General features: G+C 67.8%; 28 protein-coding genes. 11 read left to right on the forward strand and 17 right to left on the reverse strand.

The window, feature by feature from the left end; translation table 11 throughout:
* The first annotated feature begins 25 nt into the window (after positions 1-25).
* Positions 26-298, forward strand: coding sequence for a sigma factor (locus LFM09_RS17240; RefSeq protein ID WP_414097461.1), 273 nt, complete (start codon positions 26-28; stop codon positions 296-298).
* 449 nt (positions 299-747) lie between these two features.
* Here the strand turns inward: LFM09_RS17240 and LFM09_RS17245 are convergent, their stop codons facing one another.
* From LFM09_RS17245 to LFM09_RS17275, 7 genes are read right to left on the reverse strand one after another with little or no spacing between them, the layout of a single operon-like run.
* Positions 748-1611, reverse strand: coding sequence for a hypothetical protein (locus LFM09_RS17245; RefSeq protein ID WP_414097462.1), 864 nt, complete (start codon positions 1609-1611; stop codon positions 748-750).
* A gap of 17 nt (positions 1612-1628) precedes the next feature.
* On the reverse strand, positions 1629-2621 hold the full coding sequence (locus LFM09_RS17250; protein ID WP_414097463.1) for a proline racemase family protein: 993 nt from the start codon (positions 2619-2621) through the stop codon (positions 1629-1631).
* Complete coding sequence (locus tag LFM09_RS17255) at positions 2618-3526, reverse strand: dihydrodipicolinate synthase family protein (RefSeq protein ID WP_414097464.1); 909 nt, start codon at positions 3524-3526, stop codon at positions 2618-2620. Before LFM09_RS17255 ends, LFM09_RS17250 begins: the two co-directional genes overlap by 4 nt.
* Complete coding sequence (locus LFM09_RS17260; RefSeq protein ID WP_414097465.1) at positions 3523-4713, reverse strand: FAD-dependent oxidoreductase; 1191 nt, start codon at positions 4711-4713, stop codon at positions 3523-3525. The genes LFM09_RS17255 and LFM09_RS17260 overlap by 4 nt, the downstream gene beginning before the upstream one ends.
* A complete protein-coding gene (locus LFM09_RS17265) occupies positions 4710-4892 on the reverse strand; it encodes a 2Fe-2S iron-sulfur cluster-binding protein (RefSeq protein ID WP_414097466.1) in 183 nt (60 codons plus the stop codon). Before LFM09_RS17265 ends, LFM09_RS17260 begins: the two co-directional genes overlap by 4 nt.
* The gene (locus LFM09_RS17270) at positions 4889-5986 is read right to left on the reverse strand and encodes an NAD(P)/FAD-dependent oxidoreductase (protein ID WP_414097467.1); all 1098 of its coding nucleotides are present in this window, start codon (positions 5984-5986) and stop codon (positions 4889-4891) included. Before LFM09_RS17270 ends, LFM09_RS17265 begins: the two co-directional genes overlap by 4 nt.
* Positions 5987-6013: 27 nt before the next feature.
* Complete coding sequence (locus tag LFM09_RS17275) at positions 6014-6559, reverse strand: helix-turn-helix domain-containing protein (protein ID WP_414097468.1); 546 nt, start codon at positions 6557-6559, stop codon at positions 6014-6016.
* Between the two features lie 30 nt (positions 6560-6589).
* Here LFM09_RS17275 and LFM09_RS17280 point away from each other — a divergent pair, with 30 nt between their 5' ends.
* Positions 6590-6976, forward strand: coding sequence for a hypothetical protein (locus tag LFM09_RS17280; protein ID WP_414097469.1), 387 nt, complete (start codon positions 6590-6592; stop codon positions 6974-6976).
* On the opposite strand, the gene LFM09_RS17285 is transcribed toward LFM09_RS17280, so the two are convergent.
* Positions 6973-7392: a hypothetical protein gene (locus tag LFM09_RS17285; protein ID WP_414097470.1), complete on the reverse strand. Its 420-nt coding sequence runs from the start codon at positions 7390-7392 to the stop codon at positions 6973-6975. The genes LFM09_RS17280 and LFM09_RS17285 overlap by 4 nt on opposite strands.
* A 23-nt stretch (positions 7393-7415) precedes the next feature.
* Complete coding sequence (locus LFM09_RS17290) at positions 7416-7616, reverse strand: LLM class flavin-dependent oxidoreductase (protein WP_414097539.1); 201 nt, start codon at positions 7614-7616, stop codon at positions 7416-7418.
* Here LFM09_RS17290 and LFM09_RS17295 point away from each other — a divergent pair.
* The gene (locus LFM09_RS17295) at positions 7549-7719 is read left to right on the forward strand and encodes a hypothetical protein (protein ID WP_414097471.1); all 171 of its coding nucleotides are present in this window, start codon (positions 7549-7551) and stop codon (positions 7717-7719) included. The two genes, LFM09_RS17290 and LFM09_RS17295, sit on opposite strands and share 68 nt — an antisense overlap.
* Here the strand turns inward: LFM09_RS17295 and LFM09_RS17300 are convergent.
* Both LFM09_RS17300 and LFM09_RS17305 read right to left on the reverse strand, forming a co-directional pair.
* Complete coding sequence (locus LFM09_RS17300; protein ID WP_414097472.1) at positions 7710-8051, reverse strand: hypothetical protein; 342 nt, start codon at positions 8049-8051, stop codon at positions 7710-7712. The genes LFM09_RS17295 and LFM09_RS17300 overlap by 10 nt on opposite strands.
* The gene (locus LFM09_RS17305; protein ID WP_414097473.1) at positions 8021-8884 is read right to left on the reverse strand and encodes a DUF4231 domain-containing protein; all 864 of its coding nucleotides are present in this window, start codon (positions 8882-8884) and stop codon (positions 8021-8023) included. Before LFM09_RS17305 ends, LFM09_RS17300 begins: the two co-directional genes overlap by 31 nt.
* Before the next feature lie 244 nt (positions 8885-9128).
* Between LFM09_RS17305 and LFM09_RS17310 the strand changes: the two genes are divergently transcribed.
* From LFM09_RS17310 to LFM09_RS17320, 3 genes are read left to right on the forward strand one after another with little or no spacing between them, the layout of a single operon-like run.
* Positions 9129-12005: an alpha-L-fucosidase gene (locus LFM09_RS17310; protein WP_414097474.1), complete on the forward strand. Its 2877-nt coding sequence runs from the start codon at positions 9129-9131 to the stop codon at positions 12003-12005.
* Positions 12006-12048: 43 nt separating this feature from the next.
* The gene (locus LFM09_RS17315) at positions 12049-12591 is read left to right on the forward strand and encodes a hypothetical protein (protein WP_414097475.1); all 543 of its coding nucleotides are present in this window, start codon (positions 12049-12051) and stop codon (positions 12589-12591) included.
* Between the two features lie 45 nt (positions 12592-12636).
* Positions 12637-13467 carry an oxygenase MpaB family protein gene (locus tag LFM09_RS17320; RefSeq protein WP_414097476.1) on the forward strand — a complete coding sequence of 277 codons (831 nt, stop codon included), beginning with the start codon at positions 12637-12639 and terminating at the stop codon, positions 13465-13467.
* Here LFM09_RS17320 and LFM09_RS17325 read toward each other — a convergent pair whose 3' ends face one another.
* A complete protein-coding gene (locus tag LFM09_RS17325) occupies positions 13468-14520 on the reverse strand; it encodes a hypothetical protein (protein ID WP_414097477.1) in 1053 nt (350 codons plus the stop codon).
* Positions 14521-14533: 13 nt separating this feature from the next.
* Positions 14534-15298: an alpha/beta fold hydrolase gene (locus tag LFM09_RS17330; protein WP_414097478.1), complete on the reverse strand. Its 765-nt coding sequence runs from the start codon at positions 15296-15298 to the stop codon at positions 14534-14536.
* Between the two features lie 93 nt (positions 15299-15391).
* Here LFM09_RS17330 and LFM09_RS17335 point away from each other — a divergent pair, with 93 nt between their 5' ends.
* Positions 15392-16879, forward strand: a complete 1488-nt coding sequence (locus LFM09_RS17335) for a chitinase (protein WP_414097479.1) — start codon at positions 15392-15394, stop codon at positions 16877-16879.
* A gap of 6 nt (positions 16880-16885) precedes the next feature.
* Here LFM09_RS17335 and LFM09_RS17340 read toward each other — a convergent pair whose 3' ends face one another.
* Both LFM09_RS17340 and LFM09_RS17345 read right to left on the reverse strand, forming a co-directional pair.
* On the reverse strand, positions 16886-17182 hold the full coding sequence (locus LFM09_RS17340; RefSeq protein WP_414097480.1) for a YiaA/YiaB family inner membrane protein: 297 nt from the start codon (positions 17180-17182) through the stop codon (positions 16886-16888).
* Positions 17183-17247: 65 nt separating this feature from the next.
* Positions 17248-17889, reverse strand: a complete 642-nt coding sequence (locus tag LFM09_RS17345; RefSeq protein WP_414097481.1) for a transcriptional regulator — start codon at positions 17887-17889, stop codon at positions 17248-17250.
* A 70-nt stretch (positions 17890-17959) separates the two neighbouring features.
* Between LFM09_RS17345 and LFM09_RS17350 the strand changes: the two genes are divergently transcribed.
* Positions 17960-18286: a DUF6204 family protein gene (locus tag LFM09_RS17350; protein WP_414097482.1), complete on the forward strand. Its 327-nt coding sequence runs from the start codon at positions 17960-17962 to the stop codon at positions 18284-18286.
* On the opposite strand, the gene LFM09_RS17355 is transcribed toward LFM09_RS17350, so the two are convergent.
* Positions 18261-19520 carry an amidase family protein gene (locus LFM09_RS17355; RefSeq protein ID WP_414097483.1) on the reverse strand — a complete coding sequence of 420 codons (1260 nt, stop codon included), beginning with the start codon at positions 19518-19520 and terminating at the stop codon, positions 18261-18263. The genes LFM09_RS17350 and LFM09_RS17355 overlap by 26 nt on opposite strands.
* 60 nt (positions 19521-19580) lie before the next feature.
* Entirely contained in the window at positions 19581-21716 is a 2136-nt protein-coding gene (locus tag LFM09_RS17360; RefSeq protein WP_414097484.1) for an RICIN domain-containing protein, read from the reverse strand.
* Positions 21717-21822: 106 nt separating this feature from the next.
* Between LFM09_RS17360 and LFM09_RS17365 the strand changes: the two genes are divergently transcribed.
* The 3 genes from LFM09_RS17365 to LFM09_RS17375 are packed head-to-tail and all read left to right on the forward strand — an operon-like array spanning position 21823 to position 23520.
* On the forward strand, positions 21823-22317 hold the full coding sequence (locus LFM09_RS17365) for a helix-turn-helix domain-containing protein (RefSeq protein ID WP_414097485.1): 495 nt from the start codon (positions 21823-21825) through the stop codon (positions 22315-22317).
* The gene (locus LFM09_RS17370) at positions 22314-22892 is read left to right on the forward strand and encodes an SRPBCC family protein (RefSeq protein ID WP_414097486.1); all 579 of its coding nucleotides are present in this window, start codon (positions 22314-22316) and stop codon (positions 22890-22892) included. The genes LFM09_RS17365 and LFM09_RS17370 overlap by 4 nt, the downstream gene beginning before the upstream one ends.
* Positions 22893-22914: 22 nt before the next feature.
* Positions 22915-23520 carry a TIR domain-containing protein gene (locus LFM09_RS17375; RefSeq protein ID WP_414097487.1) on the forward strand — a complete coding sequence of 202 codons (606 nt, stop codon included), beginning with the start codon at positions 22915-22917 and terminating at the stop codon, positions 23518-23520.
* The last annotated feature ends 6 nt before the right edge of the window (positions 23521-23526 follow it).

Here is a 23526-nt window from a genome sequence, read left to right on the forward strand (position 1 = left end):
GGCACAGCTGTCCAGGAGGCGCGCCATGTCCGCCGCACGTGACGAAGCCCTGATCAGCTCGCTGTGGGAAACGCACGGTGCGGCGCTGCTGGCTTACGCGCTCCGGGTGCACGGGAGCCGGGGCAAGGCCGAGGACGTGGTGCACGACGTGCTCGTGCAGGCTTGGCGGCGGGCGGACGAGCTGCCGGGCGGGAAGATCGCCGCGCGCACGTGGTTGCTGGCGCGGGTGGGGAAGCCGAAACGAGGGCTCGTTCCCGTTTCGTTCCCCCAGCGCAGACGCTCGGCTCAGCTCGTGTGAGCGGTGTGGCGCCACTGGCGGGTGGACTGGGTCTGCCAAGGGCAAGCGCCCGCGACAACAACGTTGAGCACGGCGGGCGTCACCCCGTACGCCAGTGGCGATGCGAAGCGAGCCCGTGAAGGCCTGTGCCGCGCTGGGTACCGGTTTGGTGACGTGTCGTGCCAACGCAACCACGCACGCTGGCGATTGGGGCTTGACTTCGGGTTCGAGGCGCTACCGTGTTCGGATCGGCCGGACGCTTTACATGCCCGGCTTTTCAAGGCCGACCAGCGCCTCGTGAGGGCCCCGAGGTCAAGCCCCAATCGCAATCGTCGCGAAGCGGCGATGACGTGACCAGCGCCCGTCTAAGTACCCGCCCGGCCACGCACGCAAGGCGACCGCCCGCACGGCAGGCGACCCCTCCGCTGGAACCGGCGGCCAGCTCACGCAAGCCGACCAACGCAGCTCGTCTAAGCCCACTTCCAGCGGATGCCGACCCAGTTCACCGAGACGTTCGGCTCGAAGTGGTGCACGGAGTTCGTGTGGTCGAGCGCCAGATCGATGGTCCGGTGCGGCTCGTCCTCCTGCCAGTCCTGCAGGTAGACGTGCGGGTCCACAGGCAGAGCGGCCGGGTCGAAGTGCACCTCGATCAGGCTCTGCTCGAGGAAGCACCGCACGCCCTGCGCGTACTCGAAGCTGTCCAGCGTGGTCGGGTCGTGGACGACGAACTCGAACACCCACGTCTCGCCGGCCGCCAGCGGATGGTCGAACAGCAGCTCCTGGACGCTCACGTGTTCGCCGTCGTTGCACGCGGACCGGCCGATCCGGCAGTTGCGCACTGGCTCGTGCGTCACGTCTGAGGTCTTCACGGAGTCGTCGCTGTAGTAATGCGCGTGATAGCGGTCGACGCCGTCGTGGCGCGCGCGTACGACCATCTGCACGTGGATGCGAGACGCGTGCCTCTCGGCGTTCACGAACACCCTGTCGTGCCTGGAGACGATCTCCAGGTCGTAGGTGTTGAAGCCGGGCATCATGCCGGGGACGACGTCCGGCCAGCCGCTCGGGCCCGAGTGCTCCAGCAGTGCCAGCAACGAGCGGGACGGCACCTCCAGCAGTTCCTCCAGAACCGAGACCGCCCGCAGCGACTTCGGGGAGATCGGCCGGACCCGGCCCTGCTGCCAGTCGCTGAGCGTCGACAGCGCGACGGCCACGTCCTGTTGCGCCAGCCGTAGCCGGAGCCGTTCCAGCGTGAGGCCACGCCTGCGGATCGCCGCGCGCAGGGCCGAGTGGAAGGGTCCGATGCGCAGCAGCGCTTCAAGACTAGGCGTTGTCACGACACTGAGCGTAACGACTAGAGCGAGAACCCTTCCGGGAACGGATCGGTGGCGTCCAGGAGGTACTGGCCCATCCCGGTGATCCACGCGCGACCGGCCACAGTGGGCACTACCGCGGTGCGGTCCCCGAGCGGAACCTCTTCCAGCAACCGGCCGATGAACCTGGTGCCGATGAACGACTCGTTCACGAAGTCTGCACCGATTCCGAGCTCACCGCGGGCGTGCAGCTGGGCCATGCGGGCGCAAGTGCCTGTGCCGCAGGGTGAGCGGTCGAACCAGCCGGGGTGGATCGCCATCGCGTTGCGCGAGTGGGCGCCGTCCTGACCGGGTGCGGTGAACTGGACGTGCTTGCAGCCGTTGATGGCCGGGTCGAGCGGGTGCGCCGGGCGGTTGGCCGCGTTGATCTCGTCCATGATGGACAGTCCGGCGGCGAGGATTCGATCCTTTTCCGTTCGATCGAACGGGATGCCGAGCTGGTCGAGCGGCAGGATGGCGTAGAAGTTGCCGCCGTACGCCATGTCATATCGGACCTCGCCGAGTCCCGGGACCTGGACCGTCGCGTCCAGCTCGTGTGCGTATGCCGGGACGTTGCGAATGGTCACCAGTTTCGTGCGCGTGTCGTAGTCGGCGAGCACCAACCCGGCCGGGGTGTCGAGCCGGACGGTGGTGATCGGCTCGGTCACCTCGACCATGCCGGTCTCGACCAGCACGGTCGCCACGCCTATCGTGCCGTGGCCGCACATCGGCAGGCAGCCGGACACCTCGATGTAGAGCACGCCCCAGTCCGCGTCCGGGCGGGTCGGCGGTTGCAGGATCGCGCCGCTCATCGCCGCGTGGCCGCGCGGTTCGTTGACCAGGAGCCGGCGGATGTGGTCGTGGTTCTTGATGAAGTTCAACCGCTTGTCGGCCATGGTCTCGCCGGGGATCACGCCGACGCCGCCGGTGATCACCCGCGTCGGCATGCCCTCGGTGTGCGAGTCGACCGCGCTGAAGTACTTGGCGAATCTCATGCTGTGTCCATTTCTTGGGCAGCCAGCTTCATGTCGGCGTCGATCTGGGCGCGCTGTTCGGGGCTGAGCGGGCCGCGCGGGGGACGGCACGGACCGCCGTAGCGGCCGACGAAGTCCATCGAGTGCTTGATCGCCTGCACGAACTCGGTGCGCGAGTCCCAGCGGAACGCGGGCACGAGGCGTTCGTAGAGAGACCGCGCCTCGTCGAGCTTGCCGTCGAGCGCGAGGGTGAACAGTTCGACGCTCTCGGCGGGGAAGACGTTGGGGTAGCCCGCGAACCAGCCCGTGGCGCCCATCAGCAGGCTCTCCAGCACCACGTCGTCCGCACCCGCCACGACGGTGAGGTGCGGCGCGGCGGCCTTGATCTCCAGCACGCGCCGGACGTCGCCGGAGAACTCCTTCACCGCCACCACGTGCTCGATCTGGCCGAGCTCGGCGATCAGGTCCGGGGTGAGGTCGACCTTGGTGTCGATCGGGTTGTTGTAGACCATGATCGGCAGCCCGGCCTTCGCGACCTCGCGGAAGTGGTGCACGACCTCGGTCCTGTTGGCCCGGTACATGGTGGGCGGCAGGCACAGCACGCCGTCCGCGCCGTCCTCGGCCGCGAGCTCGGCCCAGTGGCGGGCCTGGTGCGCGCCGACGCCGTGGACGCCGATGACCGCGACACTCCTGCCCTTCACCGCCGCGATCGCGGTCTGGGCGACCTCACGGCGTTCGGTGTCGGTGAGGGAGGAGTACTCGCCCAGAGAGCCGTTCGGCCCGACGCCGCGGCAGCCGTTCTCGACGACCCACTGGCAGTGCTCGGCGAACTTCTCCAGGTCGGGCCTGAGGCCCGCCGGGGCTTTCGGGTCCTCGGCGTAGGGGAGTGCGGTGGCGACGATGACGCCGTCGAGACGCTCGGTCATGCTTGCTCCTCCGGGAGTTCTGCGAGTTCGCCAAGGGGGATCGGGACCGCGATGACGCGGCGTTGGTCGTCGAACGGGACGCCGGTCAGCTCGGCGGCGTTGCGGGCGCAGATGCGGCCCTGGCAGCGGCCCATCGCGACCCGGCTGGTGAGCTTGAGCTCGCGCGTGCTCGTGGCCGGTTCGAGGTCCTGGAGGCTGACCTTTTCGCAGCGGCACACGGTGGTGTCGGGGTTCAGCCACGTCCGCCAGCCGGGCTGGACCGCGTGCGCTCTCGCGAGTGCCTGCGCGAACATCCGGCCCTTCCTGACGGCCTCCAGTGCTTTCGGTGGCGGTTCCTGGTGGGCCGCAGCGGCTCCGGCGACGATGCCTTCGGCTTCGGCCAGGTCGGCGCCACCGATTCCGGTGACCTCGCCGGCCGCGTAGACGTTGTCGACCGAGGTCTGCTGGCGTTCGTCGACTTCCAGGAAGTCGTTGACGCGCTTGGCGTTCGGAACGAGGTCGGTGCGGGGGAGGAAGCCGTAGCCGACGCACACCAGGTCGGCGTGCTCGGTGCGGTGGCTGACCGGGTGCCAGTGGCGGTCGAGTTTCGCGACGGTGACCCGGCTGCCGTGTTTGGCGATGACCGCGGTGCGGGTTTCCAGGTGGGGCAGCACTTTGCGGTAGTGCGTGAGCTCGGCGATCTTGTGGCGGTTGGCGCTGATCGCCTTGGCTTCGCGGAGCCACCTTGCGGGGGAGTTCGCCTCGTAGAGGCCTACGACGGTGGCGCCCAGGTCCTGGAGGGCGGTGGCCACGGGGAGGAGGAACGGGCCGGTGCCGGAGATGATCACGCGTTCGGCGAGCGTGACGCCCTGTTTGGCGAGTGCTTGGGCGGCGCCCGCGGTGATCACGCCGGGGCCGTCCCAGCCCGGGAAGGGGAGTGGGCGGTCATAGGCGCCGGTCGCGATGATCAACGCGTCGAACTGGAGTTGTGCAGGTCCACGCAAATGGATCGTGTGGCCTTCGACCAGCCAGGCTTCGGTGTTCTTGAGGTGCGTGACGCGCTCGTGCTGGAACCTGGCCCGGCCGCGCAGGAACTGGCCGCCCGCGTCCTGTTCCGCGTCGACCATCGTGACGTCCGCGCCCGCGTCGGCGGCTGTTCTGGCGGCGGCCATCCCGGCTGGTCCCGCGCCCACCACGACAATTTTCACGGTTTGGTCCTGATCACATCGCCGTCGCGCAGCTGGTGTCGGCACGCGCGGACCTCGGGGGTGCCGTTGATCTCGGCGACGCAGCCGAAGCAGACGCCGATGCCGCAGAAGTACCTGCCGGGCAACAGTTCCGCGACGTGGGCGACCTCGCGCGGCAGGCCGTTGAAAGTCACCTTCACACCATCACCTCTGGCCGGTCGACGCGGAACGGACGTGGATCGACGAGCGGGGTGTCGCCGGTCATGAGCTCGGCGAGCAGGCGTCCGGTGGCGGGCGCGAGGCCGACGCCAGCGCCCTCGTGGCCGGTGGCGTGCCAGAGGCCGGGCGTGCGCGGGTCCTCACCGATGATCGGCAGGTGGTCCGGCGCGTACGGGCGGAAGCCGCCGTACGCGCGCATGACCGGGATGTCCGTGAGCATCGGGAAGAGTGCGATTGCTTTGCGTGCCAATGCTTTCAGCACCTTGCTCTCGATCGTGTCGTCGAAGCCCTTGCGCTGGCGGCTCGACCCGATCAGCACCGTGCCGGCCTGCGTCGACTCGACGACACCGGAGGTCTGCAGGTCCGCGTCGCCGCTCGCGACCGCGCCGACGTAGTCCGCGTCGTAGACCTTGTGCCGGATCAGGCCGGGGAGCGGGGTGGTCACCAGGACCACGCCGCGTCTGGGCAGCACGTTGACGCCGAAGTTCCGCGCCCAGGGGCCGGTGGCGTTCACGACCGCGCCGCAGCTGATCACGCCGGTCGAGGTGGTGACGCTGCGGCCGTCCGTTGTGGACACCTCAGCTCGGGTGACCTCGATGCCGCGCAGCAGGGTTCTGGTGGCCTTGACCGGGTTGAGCTGCGCGTCCTGCAGGTAGTGGACGGCGGCGGTGATCTCCGGGTTGAGGTGCGGCTCGTGGGTGAGGGCTTCTTCTCTGCTCAGTTCGCAGGCGTCGATGCCCGCAGCTCGTTGCTTGGCGGCGAACGCTTTGAGGGGCTCGGCGGCTTCGGTGGTCGTGGCGACGACCAGACCGCCCTTCTCCTCCCACTCGAAACTTCTGGCCGACTCGGCGTCTTCGGCCAGTCCGGGCCACAGCTCGCGGCTCGCCTTGGCGAGTTCGAGCTCCGGGCCGGGCTCCTTGTCGCTGACCAGGACGTTGCCCTCACCGGCGGCGCTGGTGCCCGAGGCCGGTCCGTGGCGATCCACGACGAGCACCGCGAGCCCGCGTTGGCGCAACGCCTGCGCGCACGCGGCCCCGATGATGCCCGCTCCCATGACCACGACGTCCGGATGCATCACCACCTCCGTTCATTAGAATGAACGTTAGTGCTTCGGGTACTCCAGCACCAGTACCGAGCTGACCTCACCTTCGACGGTTTCGTACGAGTGCGGGGCCGAGCCGGGGAAGCACACGTAGTCGCCGGGCCCGAGCTCGAACGGGTTGTCGGTGGGGCCTACTTTCAGGTGCCCGCTGACGACCAGCACGTGTTCCTTGCCGGGATGACCTTCGCTGGTCTGGACCGCGCCAGGCCGCACGCGCTGGTCGTAGATCTCGATGACGGTGTCCGCGATGTCCATCCGCCGCATCAGCCGCAGGTCGACGGCGTTGCTGCTGAGCACCTCGACGTCCCTGGCCCGCACCAGCACGACCTCCGGCGGCTGCCGCTCGGTCACCAGCTCCGACACGGGCACGTCCAAAGCGTTCGACAAACTGAACACCGTCTCGATGGTCGGGTTGCCCGCACCGCTCTCCAGCTGGGACAGCGTGCCCTTGGCGATGGACGACCGCCGCGCGAGCTCCGACAGGGACAACCCGCGCTGTTCCCGGAACGCCCTGATGTTGGCGCCAAGCACCTGACCCGCACTCATAGCCACTGATCGTTGCATAGGCTTGCGCCCATGACTGCGTACACGGAGGCGGAGGGGCAGACCCTCCGCACGGCCGTTTTCGGTGCCATGGTGCTGGTGTCCACGGCGGACCCCGGCTCGGTCGACGAGGAGAGCTACGCCGGCATCAGGGCCATGTCCCTGCTCTCGGACGACCTGCGCGCCGTCATCGCCGCCGCCCCACCCGCCCTGCCCAAGGGCACGACGTCCGATGTGGAGTCCGGCGTCCTGGCCGCACTGCGCTCCGCCGTGGAGATCATCAACGCCCACGAACCAGCGGACCTCCCGATCTTCCGCGTCGCCGTGACGGAGATGTGCCGCTCGGTGGCGGGCGCGGACGGCGAGATCGCCGTGGCCGAGAAGGAGATGGTGACCCGAGTCGTCGAGGCCCTCGCCTAACGGATCCGGTCGGCGAACTCGCCGGCCAGGTCGACGAGGTGCTGTTCACTGGTGGCGGTGAGCTGCAGGTCGATCAGCACCTCGTCCACGATCTCGCCCTCTCCCTCGAGGTAGTCGGCGAACTGCCCGATCGTGCCGCGCACCGGCACGTGGTCAGTCGGCTCGTCGGTGAGCACCGGGTTGACCCGCGTCGGCGTGCGCAACGGCCTGTCCGTCATGCGCCGCAGCGCGTCGGCGGTCTGTTTCAGCAACGGCAGCGGCAACCCGACCCCGAGCCACCCGTCCGCCTTCTGCGCGATCCGTGCGAGCCCCTGCGGCGTGAACGCGGCCAGCAGGATCGGCGGATGCGGCGACCGGACCGGCTTGGCCTCCACGACCGACTCCGGCACCGTCCACAACGCACCCCGGTGCGCCACGGGTTCCCCGGTTCACACGGCCTTCAGCACGTCCAGCGTCTCGTCGAGCCGCGCACCCCGCCCCTCCCACGGCACGCCGCGTACTCGTCGCGCGACCAGCCGAGCCCGATGCCGACGTCCAGCCGGCCGCCGCTGAGCTGGTCGATCGTGGTGAGGGTGCGCGCCAGCAACGCGGGTGGCTGCCACAGCGCGTTCAACGTGCAGGTGCCGAGCCTGGTTCTGATGGTGACGGTGGCTGCCGCGGTCAGCAGGATCGCTGAGCGCCTTGGTGCGCTCGTCGTCGTTGGTGGCGAGGAGGACGTCCAGCCGCGCCTCGCTCACGAGTGACACCGTGTCGTCCACCGCGAGCCGGCCTGCCTCCCGGAACGCGTCTCGCGCTCCGGCGAGATCGCCGGACGCCGTGCGGGCTTCGCGAAGGTGGTGTGGTGGATGGGCCTGGCTGTCTGGCGGTCCCTTTCGATGATCAGCACCGCCTCACGGCCGAGGCGCTCACCGACCGCGGCGCACTCCGGCTCGTGGAGGTGCTTCTTGATCTCTTCGAGGTTGTTCCACTCCGCGTGCTCGCCGAACGTGGTGCCCGGCGTCGCCACGAAGATCGCCAACGGTTCCACTGCGGCCTCCGGAAGGATCAGGTCGTGCTCGGTCGCGACGCCAGCCACGCGGAGTGCTCCCGGCCGATCGCTTCCTCCGCGTCCGCCACCGCCGCGGCCCACTCCTCCTCGGCCGCGTCGGCGAGCTTCTCCTCCATCAGCGCGAGGTTCGTGGCCGCCGTCCCGTAGGTCATCCGCAGCGTCTCGTGCTGCTTGACGCCGAGCCACGCGGCACCACCCGCGACGGCGGCGGCCAGCACGCCTGAGGCGTCGATGTCCCAGAACCCGACCGCTTTGGCGCCGGCCAGCAGGACCGCGAGCAGCTCGCCCACGATCAGCCCGCCGCGCCACAGCGACGCGCGATCCTTGTTGCCCCTCGCCTTGTCCGCGTACCAGGTCTTCTGGACGCGCACGCGGCCCTCGATGTACTGGCGGCGGCGTTGCTCGAACGGTTTGCCGCGCAGCTCGGTCATCTCCGGGGTGGCGGACGGGTTCGCGCTGTCGAAGGTCAGGTTCTGGCCGTACTTGCGGACCACCTCGCCGGTCTGCGCCGCCAGCTCCTGGCGGGCCTTGGGCAGGTCGTGCGGGAACGGGTTGCCCGCCACGGCGAACCGCCACGCCAGCGACTTCACCGCCTCGGCCACCGCGCGGCCGGACCTCCAGTCCTCCTCCGGCTTGAGGTTCCACAGCCGGAACTCCGCGTACAGGGCCGCGAGGAAGCCCGCCACCGAGACGAAGCCCCAGAAGTCGAGCTTTCCCATCTTCCAGCTGGCGGCACCTCCGATCGCCGCGACGATGGCGCTGAGCAGGCGCAGTCGGCTGAGCGAAAGCGTCTGCTTCTGCCCGAGGACGGAGGCCTTGTCCGCGTCGTGGAAGAAACCGGGCAGGTCCGCGTCGATCATTCGATGTCCAACTCCCTCTGCTGCCATCGCTGATCGTGAGAGATCAAACGTGTGTTATCACGCTTGCGGCCTCAACAACGCACCGATTCGGGGCGATGCAGTGCTGTTCACCCGTACAGCCGAGTGACCGTGCGCTGCGGACAGATCGGATGAGTCCGCGCAAGTCAGGCGTGCCGAAAGCTTGACCCGCGTAGTTCCGGTTGTAATCATCGGACCTCTCGCCGCCGCCCCGACGAGAAAAGCGATGGTCATGGCACTACGACGGTTGTGTGTGGCCTTGGTGGCCGCGCTGCTCGCTGGTCTCATCAACCTGGTCGCGTCGGTACCGGCGCAGGCCGAAGTGCAACACCCGAGACAGGAGTGGCTGCGCAAGTCCACCGCGGGCCTCTTCCTGCACTGGGGCATGTTCACCGCCCCGAAGCACCTCAACTGCGCCGAGTGGGAGCGTGACGTCACCGGCGGAGGGTGGACCCCCGACTACTGGATCGACGAGGCGCGCAAGCTCGGCGCCTCCTACGTCGTGCTGGCGACGTTCCACAGCAGGCTCGGCTATGCGCGCCCGTGGCCGTCGAAGATCCCCGGCAGTTGCGCGACCGAACGCGACCTGCTCGGCGAGCTGGCCAAGGCCGGCAAGGCGAAGGGCGTCAAGGTCATCCTCTACATGACCGACGACCCGCAGTGGCACAGCGAGCAGGGCGTGCAGATGCTCGACTCGGCCGCCTACAGCGCGTACAAGGGCGAGCAGGTCGACCTCACCACCCGCGAGGGCTTCGGCAAGTACAGCTACGACCTCTTCTTCGAGGTCATGAAGAACTACAACGACCTCGCCGGGTTCTGGATCGACAACGACAACGAGTACTGGGAGCGCAACAAGCTCTACGAGCAGATCCGGCAGCTGCAGCCCACCTGGTTGTTGAGCAACAACAACGAGGACACGCCGATCATGGACACGGTCTCGAACGAGCAGAAGACCGGCATGTTCCCGTCCTACGACTACCCGGCCGCGACGTTCACGCCGATGCCGCGCCTGTCCGAGGCCTGCTACAAGCTCCCGAACACCGGCGACTGGTGGTACGACGGCGGCAACCACGCCGTCGACACGCGCCTGAACACCGGCCGGTACATCACCAACGCGGGTTCCTCGATCAAGTCGCTGATGGCCGAGACGCCGATGGTGAACGGTCGTATGCCCGCGCAGCAGGAGGCCTACAACAACTTCATGTCCACGTGGGTGCCGCCGATCCGCGAGTCGATCCAGGGTGTCGAGGGCGCCGGGTACATGTACGGCGGCATGCAGCCGGGGTTCTGGAACGACGGCGCGCACGGCGTGATCACCATCAACCCGTCGACCGGCAAGCAGTACGTGCACGTCGTGACTCGTCCGCGCGCCGACTTCGTTCGGTTGCGGGACAACGGGTATCGGGTTACCTCAGTTCGTGATCTGCGTACCGGCGAACGGATGCGGTTCTCGCAGTCGGCCGGTCACCTCACGATCGAGGGCATCACCAAGTGGGACGAGTACGACACCGTGTTCGCCGTGGAAACCCACGGGCAGCAGGGCTTCTACACCGGCGTCAAGGCGTACGCGACGTCCTCCGAGGCCGGCTTCCCCGCGTCGAACCTCACCGATGGCAGCTACGAGACGTACTGGGACGCCAACGCCGCTCAGCCCGTCTCGATCTCGCTGGACCTGGGGCGGCGCAAGGAGGCCTCGTTCCTCGCGATCAACCAGCGCGAGTCGTCGCCCACGCACGCCCGTGTGTCGTTCGGCCGGCCGGAGGACTCCTCGCGGATCAAGGACTATCAGCTGACGGCGTCCGATGACGGCCGCAACTGGCGGCACGTGCGGACCGGTTCGCTGCCTTCCGCGCGTGGCACCCAGTTCATCGACATCGGGGCGCAGAACGCCAGGTGGTTGCGGCTGACCGTGCTCAACACGTGGGGCGGACCGCAGGCTCCGGTCTACTTCAAGGAACTGAAGATCGACGAGATCCGGGTCGGCCACAGCTACCCGCGCTCGTACCGGGACGGCGCTCTGGAGGCTGAGGACGCGGCGCGGTCCGGCTCGGCGCGCAGTGAGTTCTGCGAGGCCTGCTCCGGCACCCGCCAGGTGACCGGGCTCGGCGGCGGCGCGGTGACCTACCGCGATGTCTCCGTTGCCGCTGCTGGTACTCACCGGCTGCAGATGGATCTCACGTCCGGGTCCGCGTCGTCGGTTTCGGTGTCGGTGAACGGTGGTGCGCCGGTTTCCGTTGCGGTGCCTGCTGATCGTGCCGACGTGCCATCGCCGACCTCCGTTGCGGTGCCGTTGAACGCAGGCCGCAACACGGTGAAGATCTCCGGTACGGGCACGCTCGGCCTCGACAGGATCTCGGTCGGCGGACTGCCGCCGTCGAACTACACGCCGAAGACCACGCTGACCGTCGCACCCCATGGCGTGCAATGGGTCGCGCCGGGCCAGCAGTCCGTGAAGATCACCGCACGCCTGCGTCTCGACGCCGACGACCAGATCGACAACGTGTCGCTGGCACCGGTGTTGCCGGCCGGCTGGACGCTGACCGGAGCGCCTGCCACGCGGTCGTCGATGCGTCTGGCGGGTGTGCTGGAAGGGGTGTGGACCGCGACCTCGCCTGCCGGGCAGGACGTGGGCTCGGTGAGCATTCCGGTGGCGGCGTCGTTCAAGCTGTTGAGCGCTGACCGCAAGGTGTCGGGCACGGTGCCGGTGCAGACGCGGCCGGCCAACCGGGTGTTCGTGCGGGAGGCGGAGGACTCGGCGAACGTGTTCGGCAGCACCGGGTTGACCGGCTGCGGGTCGTGCTCGGGCAGCGAGAAGGTGCGCAACATCGGCGGCAGCCCGGAGGCCTCGGTGACCTTCCCGAACGTCAGCGTGCCCGCGGCGGGCACGTACACGTTGTTCATCCGCTACACGGTGAACGGGCCGCGGTCGTACTTCGTGTCCGTCAACGGTGGTGCGCCGGTTGAGGTCAAGCTGGACGGGCTTGGCAACAACACGCCCTACACCGCTGAGGTTCCCGTGACGTTGAACGCGGGGGCGAACACGATCAAGTTCGGCAACGACCGAGCCGGGGCACCTGATCTGGATCAGATCGCGATCGGCTGAGTGACCCCCGAACGGCACCCTGCCTCGGTAGGGTGCCGTTCTCATGGGGGTTGCAGAGGAACGCGATCGGCTCGTGGCAGCACTGGGCGGTTTCCCGCAGCACGACGGCTTCAGCGTGGCGTGCATCGCGGGCATCGACGCGGAGACGGTCGTCCGGTTGCTGGAGGCGGAACTCGTCGAGGTGACCGACGAGCAGGCTGAGTACTGGTGGGAGAACCCGTTCGACGGCTACGAGGACACGATCGGCGTGACCACCGTGCCCGGCGGGTGCGTGCTCGTGCAGCCGTGGGGCTACGACGCCAGAAACTCGAAGATGCTCGACCGCTTGACGGTGGGCGCCGTCGCGTACGCCATGTACGCCAACCCGAAGAGCGGCGACCAGGGGCAGATCCACCGCGACGGCGAGGTGGTCGGGTGGGACCTGCACCCCGGTGGCGGCCCGTACGAGGACGATGACGACGCGACCGCGCTGCTGGCCGAGCTCTACTCGGGTGAACCCGTGGCGTTCTGCTGCGCGTACGCCGGACTGCGGCCCACCGACAACCGCGCCTTCAAGACCCCGGACCTGTGGTTGCGCCGCAGCTGAGCAAGCGGGGTGCCTTTCTCAGCTGCCGCGCCGCATCATGGGTGGATGCTGGAAGCACTGCGGCGACAGCTGAGCGACGGCCTCTTCGAGAAGGTCGCCGGACCCGACCGGCAGGAACACGCCCGCCGGATCCACGAGACCCCGGGCCCGCGCATGTTCGCGGACGACCGCCCGATCCGGCACGTCCACGCCGACCACGCCATGTTCATCGGCGGGCTGCGGGCGTTGCTGCTGCAGTCGTTGCACCCGTTGGCGATGGCGGCCGTGGCGCAGCACTCCGACTACCGCACCGATCCGTGGGGGCGGTTGCAGCGCACCAGCCTGTTCGTCGGCACCACCACCTACGGCACTGAGAAGGCTGCCCTCGAAGCCGTCGAACGGCTCGGGCGCATCCACCAGCACATCTACGGCACGGCGCCGGACGGGCGGCCGTACCGGGCCGACGACCCGCATCTGCTCGCCTGGGTGCACGTGGCCGAGGTCGACAGTTTCCTGCGCTGCCACCAGAAGTACGGCGACAAGCCGCTCGACGACTACGACGGGTACGTCGCCGACATGGCCGTGATCGCCGACGCGATGGGCATCCCGGATCCGCCGCGCACCAAGGCCGAACTCGACACGAGACTGCAGTCCTACCGGCCGGAGCTCAAAGGCACGCACGAGGCTCGGGAAGCGGCCAGGTTCCTGCTGCTCAAGGCACCGTTGCCGTTCGTAGCGAAAGGCCCGTACGCGATCCTCACCGCGACGGCGGTGGCCAGCTTGCCGGTGTGGGCGCGGATCCCCCTCAGGCTGCCCTACCTGCCGATCGCCGAGGCCACGGGCGTGCGGTTCGCAGGCCACGCGTTGATGCGCGGCCTGCGCTGGGTCACGGGCTGATCAACGGAAGTCGCTGATCCGGAACGCCGCGAGCATGTCGTGGGAACGCGGCACGGCGGAGTCGTTGCGCGGGTAGAACGACGCCTCGACGCCCACCCAGCCGTGGAATTCGCCGTCGTCGTCGAGGATCTGCAGCATCGGCTTCACGTGGGAGTTGCCGGTGTAGCACTTCTCCTTGTCGGTGCCGTCCGGGTTCCTGGTCAGGCAGGTGCACCAGCTCCACCACGTGTCCCGGCGGTCGCCGCTCGCGATGCGCTGGATGTAGTTCTGGATCGACCGGTCGTTGATCGCGCTGCCGCCGCCCGTGCCGATGCAGCTGGGCTTTTCGGCGCAAGCCTCTTTCGGGTTGGTCAGGAGGTAGGTCAGGCACCAGGTCGTGGTCGTGCAGGTGCGGTACTTCCCGATTTCGAACGGGTGGTTCTCCAGATGGCCGGTCTTGTCGTGCGCCCACTCCTCCTTGTCCAGCATGAGCGTGCCCGGGTAGTCCCGGACCGTCTGCATCGAACGGCCGGTGTTCAGCGAGGCGTTGCTGCCGTACGCGTAACCGGCCGTGGCGAGGGAGTTGAACGTCTGGTCGAGCCGGACGAGCTTGTTGTCGGCGCGAGCGGTGATGGCCCACTGCTCGGACCAGGTCTGATCGGTCCGCCAGGTGATGTGCAGCTTCGTGCCGGAGACGGAGAAGGTGCCCGTCTTGGTCTCGTCCGGGGCGCGCAGGAAGCCGCCTGCGGTCTGCACCGGGCAGGCGCGCACCACGGTTTGGCCGACGGCCTGCGCGTTCGTGGAGCAATCGCCGTTGGGCGTTGTGCCGGTGCTTTGACGCGCGGCGGGATGCCGTTGCCACCAGAGGTAGGTCCGCGCGGTCACGGTGCCTGTGGTCGAGAACGTGTAGTCGCCCAGCCGCACCCAGTTGTCCCGCTCGGTGCCGGCCTTGAACGACCCGAGCGCCACGACGAAGTTCGTCTTGCCTCCTGGCAGCGTGGCGGCGGCCGTGGCCGGTGTGGTCAGCAGAGCGAACAACGACAGCACGAGCAGGACGAACGGCACCTTGCGCATGGATCCCCCAGAGTCAGCCCTGCAGGAAGTTCACCACGAGAGGCGTGGCCGCGTCCGCGAACTCCTCGAAATAGCCGTGCCGCGCTCCCTCGATCAGGTGCATCCGCGCGCCCGGAATACGCCCGGTGATCAGCGGAGCGTTCGCCGTCGGGTTGAAGATGTCCTCGGTTCCGTGGACCACCAGCGTCGGCGCGGTGATCGACGGCAGCACGTCCCACGCGTCGTGCTCGGCGCTCGCGAAGAGGTGCAGCTTGCGCGTGTAGGCAGGCATTCGGGGGTCGCCGATCGTGTTGTACGGGCCGGTGTAGGCCGGCGTGTACATCAGGTCGATCAACGCCTGACGCGCCTTCTTCTGGTCGACCTGCGCCAACGACTTGCGCACCTCGGCGCTGCGTTCGATGCCGTGCGGCCCGCCGGGGGAGGTGCAGCCGAGGACCAGCCGGGAGACGCGTGAAGGATGCGAGGCCGCGATCCACTGAGCGATCCGGCCGCCCATCGACGTGCCGTAGACGTGGGCCTCGCCGATGCCCGCGTCGTCGAGGATCGCGATGCAGTCCGAGGCGAACAGCTGGGTGGTGTAAGGGGAGTCGGGCTTGTCGCTGGAACCGGTTCCGCGGTGGTCGGTGACGATCGTCGTGAACTCGGCGGCGAAGGCCGTCCGCACCTGTGACCACCACCGGGACGAGTTCGACTGGCCCGCGATGAGCAACAGGGGTGGGCCCGAACCTTCGACCGAGTAGAAGAGCGCGGTTCCGTCGGAGGCACGAGCGTGAGGCACGACTGGGCAGTCTACGACCTTGACTTCCGCCTAGATGGTCTAGTCCAATTCGAATGACCCCCTGCCGGCCGCCACGTCAGGATCGGAGCAACCATGCTGTTGTTCGCCCGAATATCCGCGGTGGCCGCACTGGTGCTCGGCACCGTGATCGTCAGCCTCGCCCCTGCCAATGCCGCCGGTGTCACGGCGACGTTCGCCAAGCAGTCCTGGGCCACCGGGTACACCGCGACGGTGACGATCAAGAACGAGACCAGCGCGCCCATCAGCTCCTGGAAGGTCGAGTTCGACTACCCGGCGTCGACGTCGGTCGGTGCGTACTGGGACTCGCTGCTCACCAAGAGCGGCAACCACTACGCGTTCGGCAACCGCGAGTACAACGGCTCGGTCGCGCCCGGTGCCAGCGTCACGTTCGGCTACAACGCCTCAGGCACCGCGGATCCGTCGAACTGCACGATCAACGGCGCCGCGTGCACCGGCGGTGGCAACCCGCCGACCTCCACGAGCACCACGACGACGACAACAACCACCACCACGACTACGACCACGACCGGTCCGCCGCCCACCGGCAGCCTGCCGCGCAAGGTGCTCGTCGGCTACCTGCACGCGAGCTTCGCCAACGGTTCCGGCTACATCCGGATGAGCGACGTGCCGGACGAGTGGGACGTGATCAACCTGTCGTTCGCCGAGCCGACCAGCTCGACGAGCGGTGAGCTGCGGTTCGCGCAGTGCCCGGTCGCCGAGTGCCCGAACGTCGAGTCCGAGGCCGAGTTCATCGCGGGCATCCGGGCGCAGCAGGCCAAGGGCAAGAAGGTGCTGATCTCCATCGGCGGCCAGAACGGCCAGGTGCGGCTGGAGACCACGGCGGCGCGCGACGCGTTCGTGCGGTCGGCGTCCGCGATCATCGACAAGTACGGCCTGAACGGGCTCGACGTCGACTTCGAGGGCCACTCGCTGTCGCTCAACGCCGGTGACGTCGACTTCAAGAACCCGACCACGCCGGTGATCGTGAACCTGATCTCGGCGCTGCGCAGCCTGAAGTCCCGCTATGGCGCCAACTTCGTGCTCACGATGGCGCCGGAGACGTTCTTCGTCCAGGTCGGCTACCAGTTCTACGGCGGCGCGGGCGGCGGTGACGCGCGCACCGGTGCGTACCTGCCGGTGATCGAGGCGATGCGCAACGACCTGACGTTGTTGCACGTCCAGCACTACAACTCGGGACCCGTGATGGGACTGGACAACCAGTGGCACTTCATGGGCGGCGCGGACTTCCACATCGCGATGGCCGACATGGTGCTCGCCGGCTTCCCGGTGCGAGGCGACACGTCGAAGGTTTTCGCGCCGTTGCGCCAGGAACAGGTCGCGATCGGCCTGCCCGCGGCGGTTCCCGCGGGCAACGGGTTCACTTCTGTCGCCGACGTCCACACCGCGTTGAACTGCCTGACGAAGGGGTCGAACTGCGGCAGCTACAAGCCGAAGGGCGTGTACCCGAACCTGCGCGGCCTGATGACGTGGTCGATCAACTGGGACAAGTTCAACAACTACGAGTTCTCCAAGCAGCACAGGGCTTACCTGCCGAGGTGAACCCGGTCAGGGCACGTCGATCTTGAAGGGATCGTGGTCGGTCAGCAGCTTGTCCAGCCTGGCTCTGTCCACCCGGCTGGTGATGTAGGTGTCCTCCTGCCGATCCCTGATGACCTTGGCCAGCGTGAACGCCGAGGTGATCGAGTACAGCATCGCGATGCCCAGGAACGCGCGAACCCAACCGTCAACGGGAAGGAACACGACTCCGAAGCCCACGGCGGTCAGCGAGAGCCCGAACGAGAGGACCGCCTGCACGAAGAACGCCGCGGTCGTCGGTGTGTGATTCGATGTGGCAGAAGTCATGATCCCGAGCGTCCTGCGTGACGCTCGGGATGTCATGAGTACAGCTACTCAGTCCAGGTCACGGCTTAGGCAAGCGTGGACCAGAACTGGAGCTCGTAGGCCTGCAGGAGGCGGCCGTAGCGCCACGCGTGCTTCGGCTGCCACCCGCCGTCCAGCGCCGCCTGCACCGCCGCGATCGCGCGTTCTTCCAGCTGCGGCGCGGGAGTCGCGAAGAAGTCGACGAACGCACACGCCTCGTCGCTGAAGTCGTAGTGCTCGCGCAGCCCCTTCGCCATGCGGGCGCAGTAACCGCCCCACGCGGTGAAGTTGGCCAGGATCGCGAGGATCACGTCGGCCGGCTCGCCGTTGAGCGCCATCCACGCCTGGTAGGCCGGGTAGGCCTGGCAGCCGGGGAACGGCTCGTAGTTGTGGAAGTCCTTGGAGGACATGCCGGCCGCGTTCGCGAGCGGCTCCAGCATCGGAAGCACCAGTTCCTCGCCGCCCGCGAGCAGCGTGAAGAACGCCCGCGCGTTCGGCTCCTCGGCCTTGGCCGCGAGTGTGAGGAATGTTCGCCAGTCCGACGACACGATGTGGTTCTCCTCGGCGGCGAACGTGGCGATCACGGCGCGCGGAGCCTGTCCGGTTTCGATCAGTTTGACCACGAGGTTGTCGTGCTCACCGGGGTGCAGCTCCGTCCGGATGCGCGTGACCAGCTCTTTTGCGTTCATGGACCATGATTCTTCCGCACCCCGGAAATCGTTCGCCAGACCGGCGGGTGTTCGGCCACGATGTTTTCTCGTGGCTGAACACACCTACCGAGTACTCGTCCGCGGCCGGTTCGCCGACCTCACTCCCGACCAGCGCACTTCGTTGCAGGAGCACCTGAAGGGCTTCGACTTCCTGCGCAGCGGCGGGTTCAGCGAGGAAGGCGCGCTGACGTTCGACGAGAAGCTCGACTTCTTCAGCTACCGCGTGATCCTCTCGGCTGAGGACAGGCCAGACGATGCGGGACTGCGGCGCGCGACCACTGCCCTCGACGCGCTGGGCGTCGACTTCAAGGGGTTGCGCGCCACCGTCACCGACATGGACGAGATGAAGATCAACCGGCCGAAACGGCTGGCCTGAGCGGAGTTTCGAGGACTGCCGCCGCGTCCAGGGCAAGGTCTTCCCGGTACATCCGGGAGATCACCTGGACGCCGGTCGGCAGCCCGTCGCGCAGCCCCGTCGGCACCGCGACCGCCGGCAGCCCGGCGAAGCTGGTCGCCTCGCACAGCTTCATCGCCTCGAAGTAGGCCTCCAGATCGGCTGCGCTGCGCCGGTCCTGGTCCGGTTCGAACGACGGGATCGTGCTGACGGGCCCGATCACCACCGGGTAGCGGTCGAGCAGCTGTGCCCACTCCCGTTGAACGGCCAGCCGGGTGCTCGTCACCTCGATGAACGCCGCGAGGTCCAGTCCTGGACGCACCTCCAGCAGGTGGCGGGCGTACTGGGCGACGTCCTCACCGGCGAACGCGGCGAACTGCTCGTAGCCCAGCGCGATCGGCGTGGCGACCATCCGCATGGACAGCTCCGAGGCCTCGTCGACGCGCGGCGCCTCGACCGGTTCGACCTCGTAACCTGCGTCCATCAGCCGTTTCGCCGCTTCCTCGACGGTGGGGTCGCCCGGGATGAACCCGGCGATCTTCGGTGCAGGCGGTCCATCGGCGGCGACCGGCACCGCTCGTGGATCAGCCGGATCCGCCCCGCACAGGAGCCCGTGGATCAGCCGCAGGTCGGCGGTCGTGCGGGCGAACGGACCCTCGACCGTCATGACCTGGGTGGGGAACGACGGATCGAGCTGCCCGTAGATCGCACCCTGCGCATAACGGCCGTAGCTGGGCTTGAGCGCGCAGATGCCGTTCAGGAACGCCGGCAGCCGCAGCGAACCGCCGCCGTCGTTGCCGATCCCGAACCGCACCATGCCCGTTGCCACCGCGACCGCGTCACCGCCAGAGCTGCCGCCTGGTGATTTCGTGGCGTCCCACGGGTTGATGGTGTGCCCGGCCAGCTCGCTGTACGTGTGCATGCCGCGCGCGTTGAGCGTCGGCATGTTCGCGTGCGCGATTGGTGTGGCACCGGCGGCCCGCAGCCGTGCGACGATCGGCGCATCAGCGGTTTTCATGTTGCCCGCCAACGCTTTCATGCCGTGCGTGGTGGCGGCACCGGCGACGTCGATGTTGGCCTTGACCGAGAACGCCACTCCGGCGAGCGGGCCGTCCGGCTGGTCCGGCACATCGGGCAGGTCGAACACAGAGGTCAACGCGTTGTAGACCGGATTCAAGGCTTCGATGAGCTGCAACTGCTCGGTGAACATCCCCATGCTCCAGTCTATGCGGACCGGAGCACGGGGATGCGCAGTCGAAAACCGCTCAGTGGAACATCACGGGTAATGCGCCAGGTAGGCCTCGGTGGAGCCGGCCGTCACGCGGCCGCCCGAGTTGTTGATGATTCGCTCGATGGTTCCCTTACCGCCCAACGAGATCGTCACCATGCTGTGGAACCTGACGTTCGGGTTGTTCGGCACCTCGAACGCCCTGTCGGCCACCACGCTCGGGTTGGCGTTGGCGAAGATGTAGCTGCCCAGACCCCACGCCTCGTGCGACGTGACGTGGTTGGCGACCTTGTAGGCCGCGTAGCCGCGGGTCGAGCCGTTCATCCACGCCGCCTGGTTCGGCGCCTCGTACGGCATCTCGTTCTGGTAGAAGTACGTCCGGCCACCCTGACCGTTCCAGATGGTCTGGTACTTCTGGTAGTGCTCGACGAAGAGTCCGTACATCGTCACGTTGTTGCCGTTGACGATCAACCCGGTATCGGCCCGGTTCACGTCCCAGCCGACGCCGTAGGAGTGGTCACCGCGCCACAGCCAGAGGTGGTCGCCGATCACGTCGTGGCTGTTGACCACCAACGAGGTCGTGGCCCGCCCGATGGCCGAACCGCCGATGCGCACGTACAGGTCGTGCACCGAGATCGGGTTGGCCTGGTGCCGCGCCGAGCTGCCCGGAGCACCGATCTGCATCAGCAACGGGGAGTTCGTCGGGGCGGCGTCGATCAGGATGCCCGCGACCTTCACACCGTCCACATCGGCCACGTCGAGCGCCATGTTCCCGTTGGTGGGCATGACGGTCGCGAGTCCGAGACCGAACACCACGGTGTCCGGACGGGTGACGCGGATCGGCTCGCTCACCTGGTGGATGCCCGGCGTGAGCAGCAGGTGCTTGCCCGCCGCGAGCTGCTGGTTCATCGTCGCCGCGCTCGTACCCGGCTTGGCGACGAAGAAGTCCGACAGCGGGATGTTCGTGCCCTGCTGGTTGCCGCTCGCCCAGGTGGTGCCGCTGGTGTTGGACCGCAGCGCCGGGACGAACACGCTGTACTTGCCGCTGCCGTCGATGTTCAGGAACGGCTTCTCACGGACGACAGGGGTCTGCGCGACGTTGGTGTACGGCGGCTCGGGGAACGTGGTCTGCGGGGCGTTGCGGGCACCGACGAACACCATGTTCCAGTTCTCACCGGTCCACGAGCCCCACTCGGTGTTGCGCGACAGCCACTGCTGCTGGCTGCCGGAGCGGACCTGGCCCGTCACCACGGAGTCGGCGAGGAAACCACCGCTGGACCAGCCGTTGTCGTCGAGCTGCATGTTGCCGTAGACGTGCGTGCGGCGCATGGCACTCGCCTGCGAGACGGCCCAGGTGTTGGTGCCACCCGGCGGCCGGATCGCGAGGTTCTCGGCGCCACGCCAGAAGTTGTGCGTCGCGTTGCCCTCGAACCAGTCGGCCTCGACGTGCACCTGGCCGTTGATGTTGACCTGGTTCGGGTTCAGGCCGAGCCCGAGCACCTGGGTGAAGAAGCCGATGTTGACGTCGACGTTGTAGTTGCCCGGCTTGAACATGATCGCGTACCGGCGCGCGTCGTACTGACCCTCTTCCTGCTGCCGGAAGATGTCGTTGAGCCGCGCCTGGATCGTGCTGGCGGACATCGACGGGTCGAAGATCAGCACGTTCGGGCCGAAGTCGGGCTGGCCGGGGTCGGGCGGGTTGCCTCCGGTGGTCAGTTTGAAGGCCTGGGCGTTGGTGCCGTTGCAGGTGTACTGCACCAACTGGACGTCACTGGTCGACGCGCCGGGCACGTCGAGGCACTTGCCGCTGTGCCGGCTCACGAACCGGTAGGTGTCGGTACCGACCTGTTCGGGGCGCCACTGTTGGTTGTTGGCGCTGAAGGACTGCCACATGTGGATCGGCGCGTTGTCCGCGGTGGACACGTTCGAGACGTCCCACACCTGACCCTGGCCGACGGTGAAGTAGCCGTCGCTCGTGGCCGTGAAGGTCCACGTCTGCCCAGAGCATCCTTGTTGGCGGAGCTGTGCGCCGTTGGCCGTGCCCAGCGACTCCACGCACTTTCCGCTGCCGACGTTCGTCACTTGATAAGCGGTTCCGGGCACTACGTCGGCCTGCGCCGCAACCGTCCACACAGGAACGATCGCCGCTGCTGCCAACGCTGCCACCAGCAGGGGGGTTCTCACGGGTCACAGGGTGGGGCTGGTTTGTTGCAACCGTCAACGAACCTACCTGTTTCCGGTCGAGTTCCGGTATTGACAAATGAATTTGTCAAATGAGACCGTGCTACACGTGGAGCTGTCACCGTTGCGCCGTTCGCTGCTGGAGCTGCTGAAGTCGCCCGCGTCGGCGACCCAGCTCGCGGCGGTGCTGGATCTGCCGCGCCAACGGGTCAACTACCACGTGCGCGCCCTGGAACAGGCCGGACTGGTCGAGCTGGTCGAGGAACGCCAACGCCGCGGCTGCGTGGAACGCGTCCTGCGCGCTCGCCCTGGGGGTGCGGTGTCCGCAGACGTCCAGGACCAGTTCGCCGCAACGCATCTGGTGTCGGTCGCCTCTGATGTCTCTGCTCAGGTCGAGCGGATGTCCTCGGCGGCGGCTTCGGCTGGAAAGCGCTTGCTCACCTTCACCGTCGAAACCACGGTCCGCTTCGGCGAGCCCGGCGACGTCCACGAGTTCACCAGCGACCTGGCCGAAGCGGTGCGGCAGATCGCCTTGAAGTACGACACCGAATCCGGCCGCCCCTACCGGGTGGTCGCACTGGGCCACCCAGGAGTCTCCTCATGATCTTCCACGAGAGCGACGCCGACGGCGTCCGCATTGAGATCACAGTCGCCGCCCCCGTAGAGGAGGTCTGGCAGTCGTTCCGCGACAAGGAGAAGATCTTCCACTGGCACGGCTGGGACGCCCCCGAGCTGGAAGCCGAGATCGACCTGATCTTCTTCTCGCACGCGGAGGAGGGCGACCGCACGCTGACCGTGCAGGGGCACGACACGTTCACGTTGAGTTCGGTTCCTGAGGGCACGCGGATCGTGCTGACTCGGGCGCCCAAGGGCACGTCGCCTGAGTGGGACGACTACTACGACGACATCACCGAGGGCTGGATCACCTTCCTGCACCAGCTGAAGTTCGCGCACGAGTTCCAGCCCGGGGTCGCTCGTCGGACGCTGTTCTGGCCGCGTGAGGTTTCTCTTGGCGTTTCGGGCAAGCCGTTCTTCGAGTCTCCGAACCAGCGCGGGTACGTGGTCGAGGAGTGGGGGCCCGGGTTGTTGATCACCTGCCCGAAGATGACGGTGGTGACGACGTACGGGTTCTCGGACGAGGAGCTGGAGGCGCTGCGCCAGAAGGGTGAAGACTCGTAATACCTCTCGGGAAGATCCCGATGTGAGGGCCGTGGGCTACGAGTTCGACGTCTTCCTCAGCTACACGCGCCGCGGTGGCGGCGACGTGTGGGTGCGGGAGCACTTCTACCGCGCCCTGAAGGAATGGCTCGGTAACGAGATGGCCGACGAACCCCGGATCTTCGTGGACTGGAACCAGGAGACCGGGGTCGTGTGGCCCCAGAACCTCGAACGCGCGTTGTTGCGGTCGAAGGTGATGGTCGCTGTGTTCTCGCCGCCGTACTTCCGGTCGGAGTGGTGCTGTGCCGAGTGGAACAGCATGCTCGAGCGGCACCGGATGCTCGGGTACGACAGCGCCGACCACCCGAGGCATCTCGTCCTGCCCGTCAAGTTCGCCGACGGGCAGCACTACCCGCCGGAGGCACAGGCCACGCAGCAACGGGACTTCACGCCGTGGAACAAGCCGTTGCCTTACGAGACCTACAGCAGGTCGAGGGAGTACGAACACTTCTACACCGCCGTGCAGGAGCTGTCCGTCGAGGTGGCGAAACGCGTTGACGAAGTGCCACCGTGGGACCCGGCGTGGCGGGTGGTGCGGCCGGCCTTGGATCCGAAGTCGGTGCCGCCCGGCCCGCTGCCAAGGCTGTGAGGCGAC

The sequence above is a fragment of the Lentzea alba genome (assembly GCF_047445655.1).
In the GTDB taxonomy this organism is placed as follows: domain Bacteria; phylum Actinomycetota; class Actinomycetes; order Mycobacteriales; family Pseudonocardiaceae; genus Lentzea; species Lentzea alba_A.

What these genes read in the sequence shown, in the direction of transcription:
- LFM09_RS17240 (WP_414097461.1), top strand. Translation starts at nt 26, where the DNA reads ATGTCCGCCGCACGTGACGAAGCCCTGATCAGCTCGCTGTGGGAAACG.
- LFM09_RS17250 (WP_414097463.1), bottom strand. Translation starts at nt 2,621, where the DNA reads ATGAGATTCGCCAAGTACTTCAGCGCGGTCGACTCGCACACCGAGGGC.
- LFM09_RS17255 (WP_414097464.1), bottom strand. Translation starts at nt 3,526, where the DNA reads ATGACCGAGCGTCTCGACGGCGTCATCGTCGCCACCGCACTCCCCTAC.
- LFM09_RS17270 (WP_414097467.1), bottom strand. Translation starts at nt 5,986, where the DNA reads ATGCATCCGGACGTCGTGGTCATGGGAGCGGGCATCATCGGGGCCGCG.
- LFM09_RS17275 (WP_414097468.1), bottom strand. Translation starts at nt 6,559, where the DNA reads ATGAGTGCGGGTCAGGTGCTTGGCGCCAACATCAGGGCGTTCCGGGAA.
- LFM09_RS17280 (WP_414097469.1), top strand. Translation starts at nt 6,590, where the DNA reads ATGACTGCGTACACGGAGGCGGAGGGGCAGACCCTCCGCACGGCCGTT.
- LFM09_RS17305 (WP_414097473.1), bottom strand. Translation starts at nt 8,884, where the DNA reads ATGATCGACGCGGACCTGCCCGGTTTCTTCCACGACGCGGACAAGGCC.
- LFM09_RS17310 (WP_414097474.1), top strand. Translation starts at nt 9,129, where the DNA reads ATGGTCATGGCACTACGACGGTTGTGTGTGGCCTTGGTGGCCGCGCTG.
- LFM09_RS17315 (WP_414097475.1), top strand. Translation starts at nt 12,049, where the DNA reads ATGGGGGTTGCAGAGGAACGCGATCGGCTCGTGGCAGCACTGGGCGGT.
- LFM09_RS17320 (WP_414097476.1), top strand. Translation starts at nt 12,637, where the DNA reads ATGCTGGAAGCACTGCGGCGACAGCTGAGCGACGGCCTCTTCGAGAAG.
- LFM09_RS17325 (WP_414097477.1), bottom strand. Translation starts at nt 14,520, where the DNA reads ATGCGCAAGGTGCCGTTCGTCCTGCTCGTGCTGTCGTTGTTCGCTCTG.
- LFM09_RS17335 (WP_414097479.1), top strand. Translation starts at nt 15,392, where the DNA reads ATGCTGTTGTTCGCCCGAATATCCGCGGTGGCCGCACTGGTGCTCGGC.
- LFM09_RS17340 (WP_414097480.1), bottom strand. Translation starts at nt 17,182, where the DNA reads ATGACTTCTGCCACATCGAATCACACACCGACGACCGCGGCGTTCTTC.
- LFM09_RS17345 (WP_414097481.1), bottom strand. Translation starts at nt 17,889, where the DNA reads ATGAACGCAAAAGAGCTGGTCACGCGCATCCGGACGGAGCTGCACCCC.
- LFM09_RS17355 (WP_414097483.1), bottom strand. Translation starts at nt 19,520, where the DNA reads ATGGGGATGTTCACCGAGCAGTTGCAGCTCATCGAAGCCTTGAATCCG.
- LFM09_RS17370 (WP_414097486.1), top strand. Translation starts at nt 22,314, where the DNA reads ATGATCTTCCACGAGAGCGACGCCGACGGCGTCCGCATTGAGATCACA.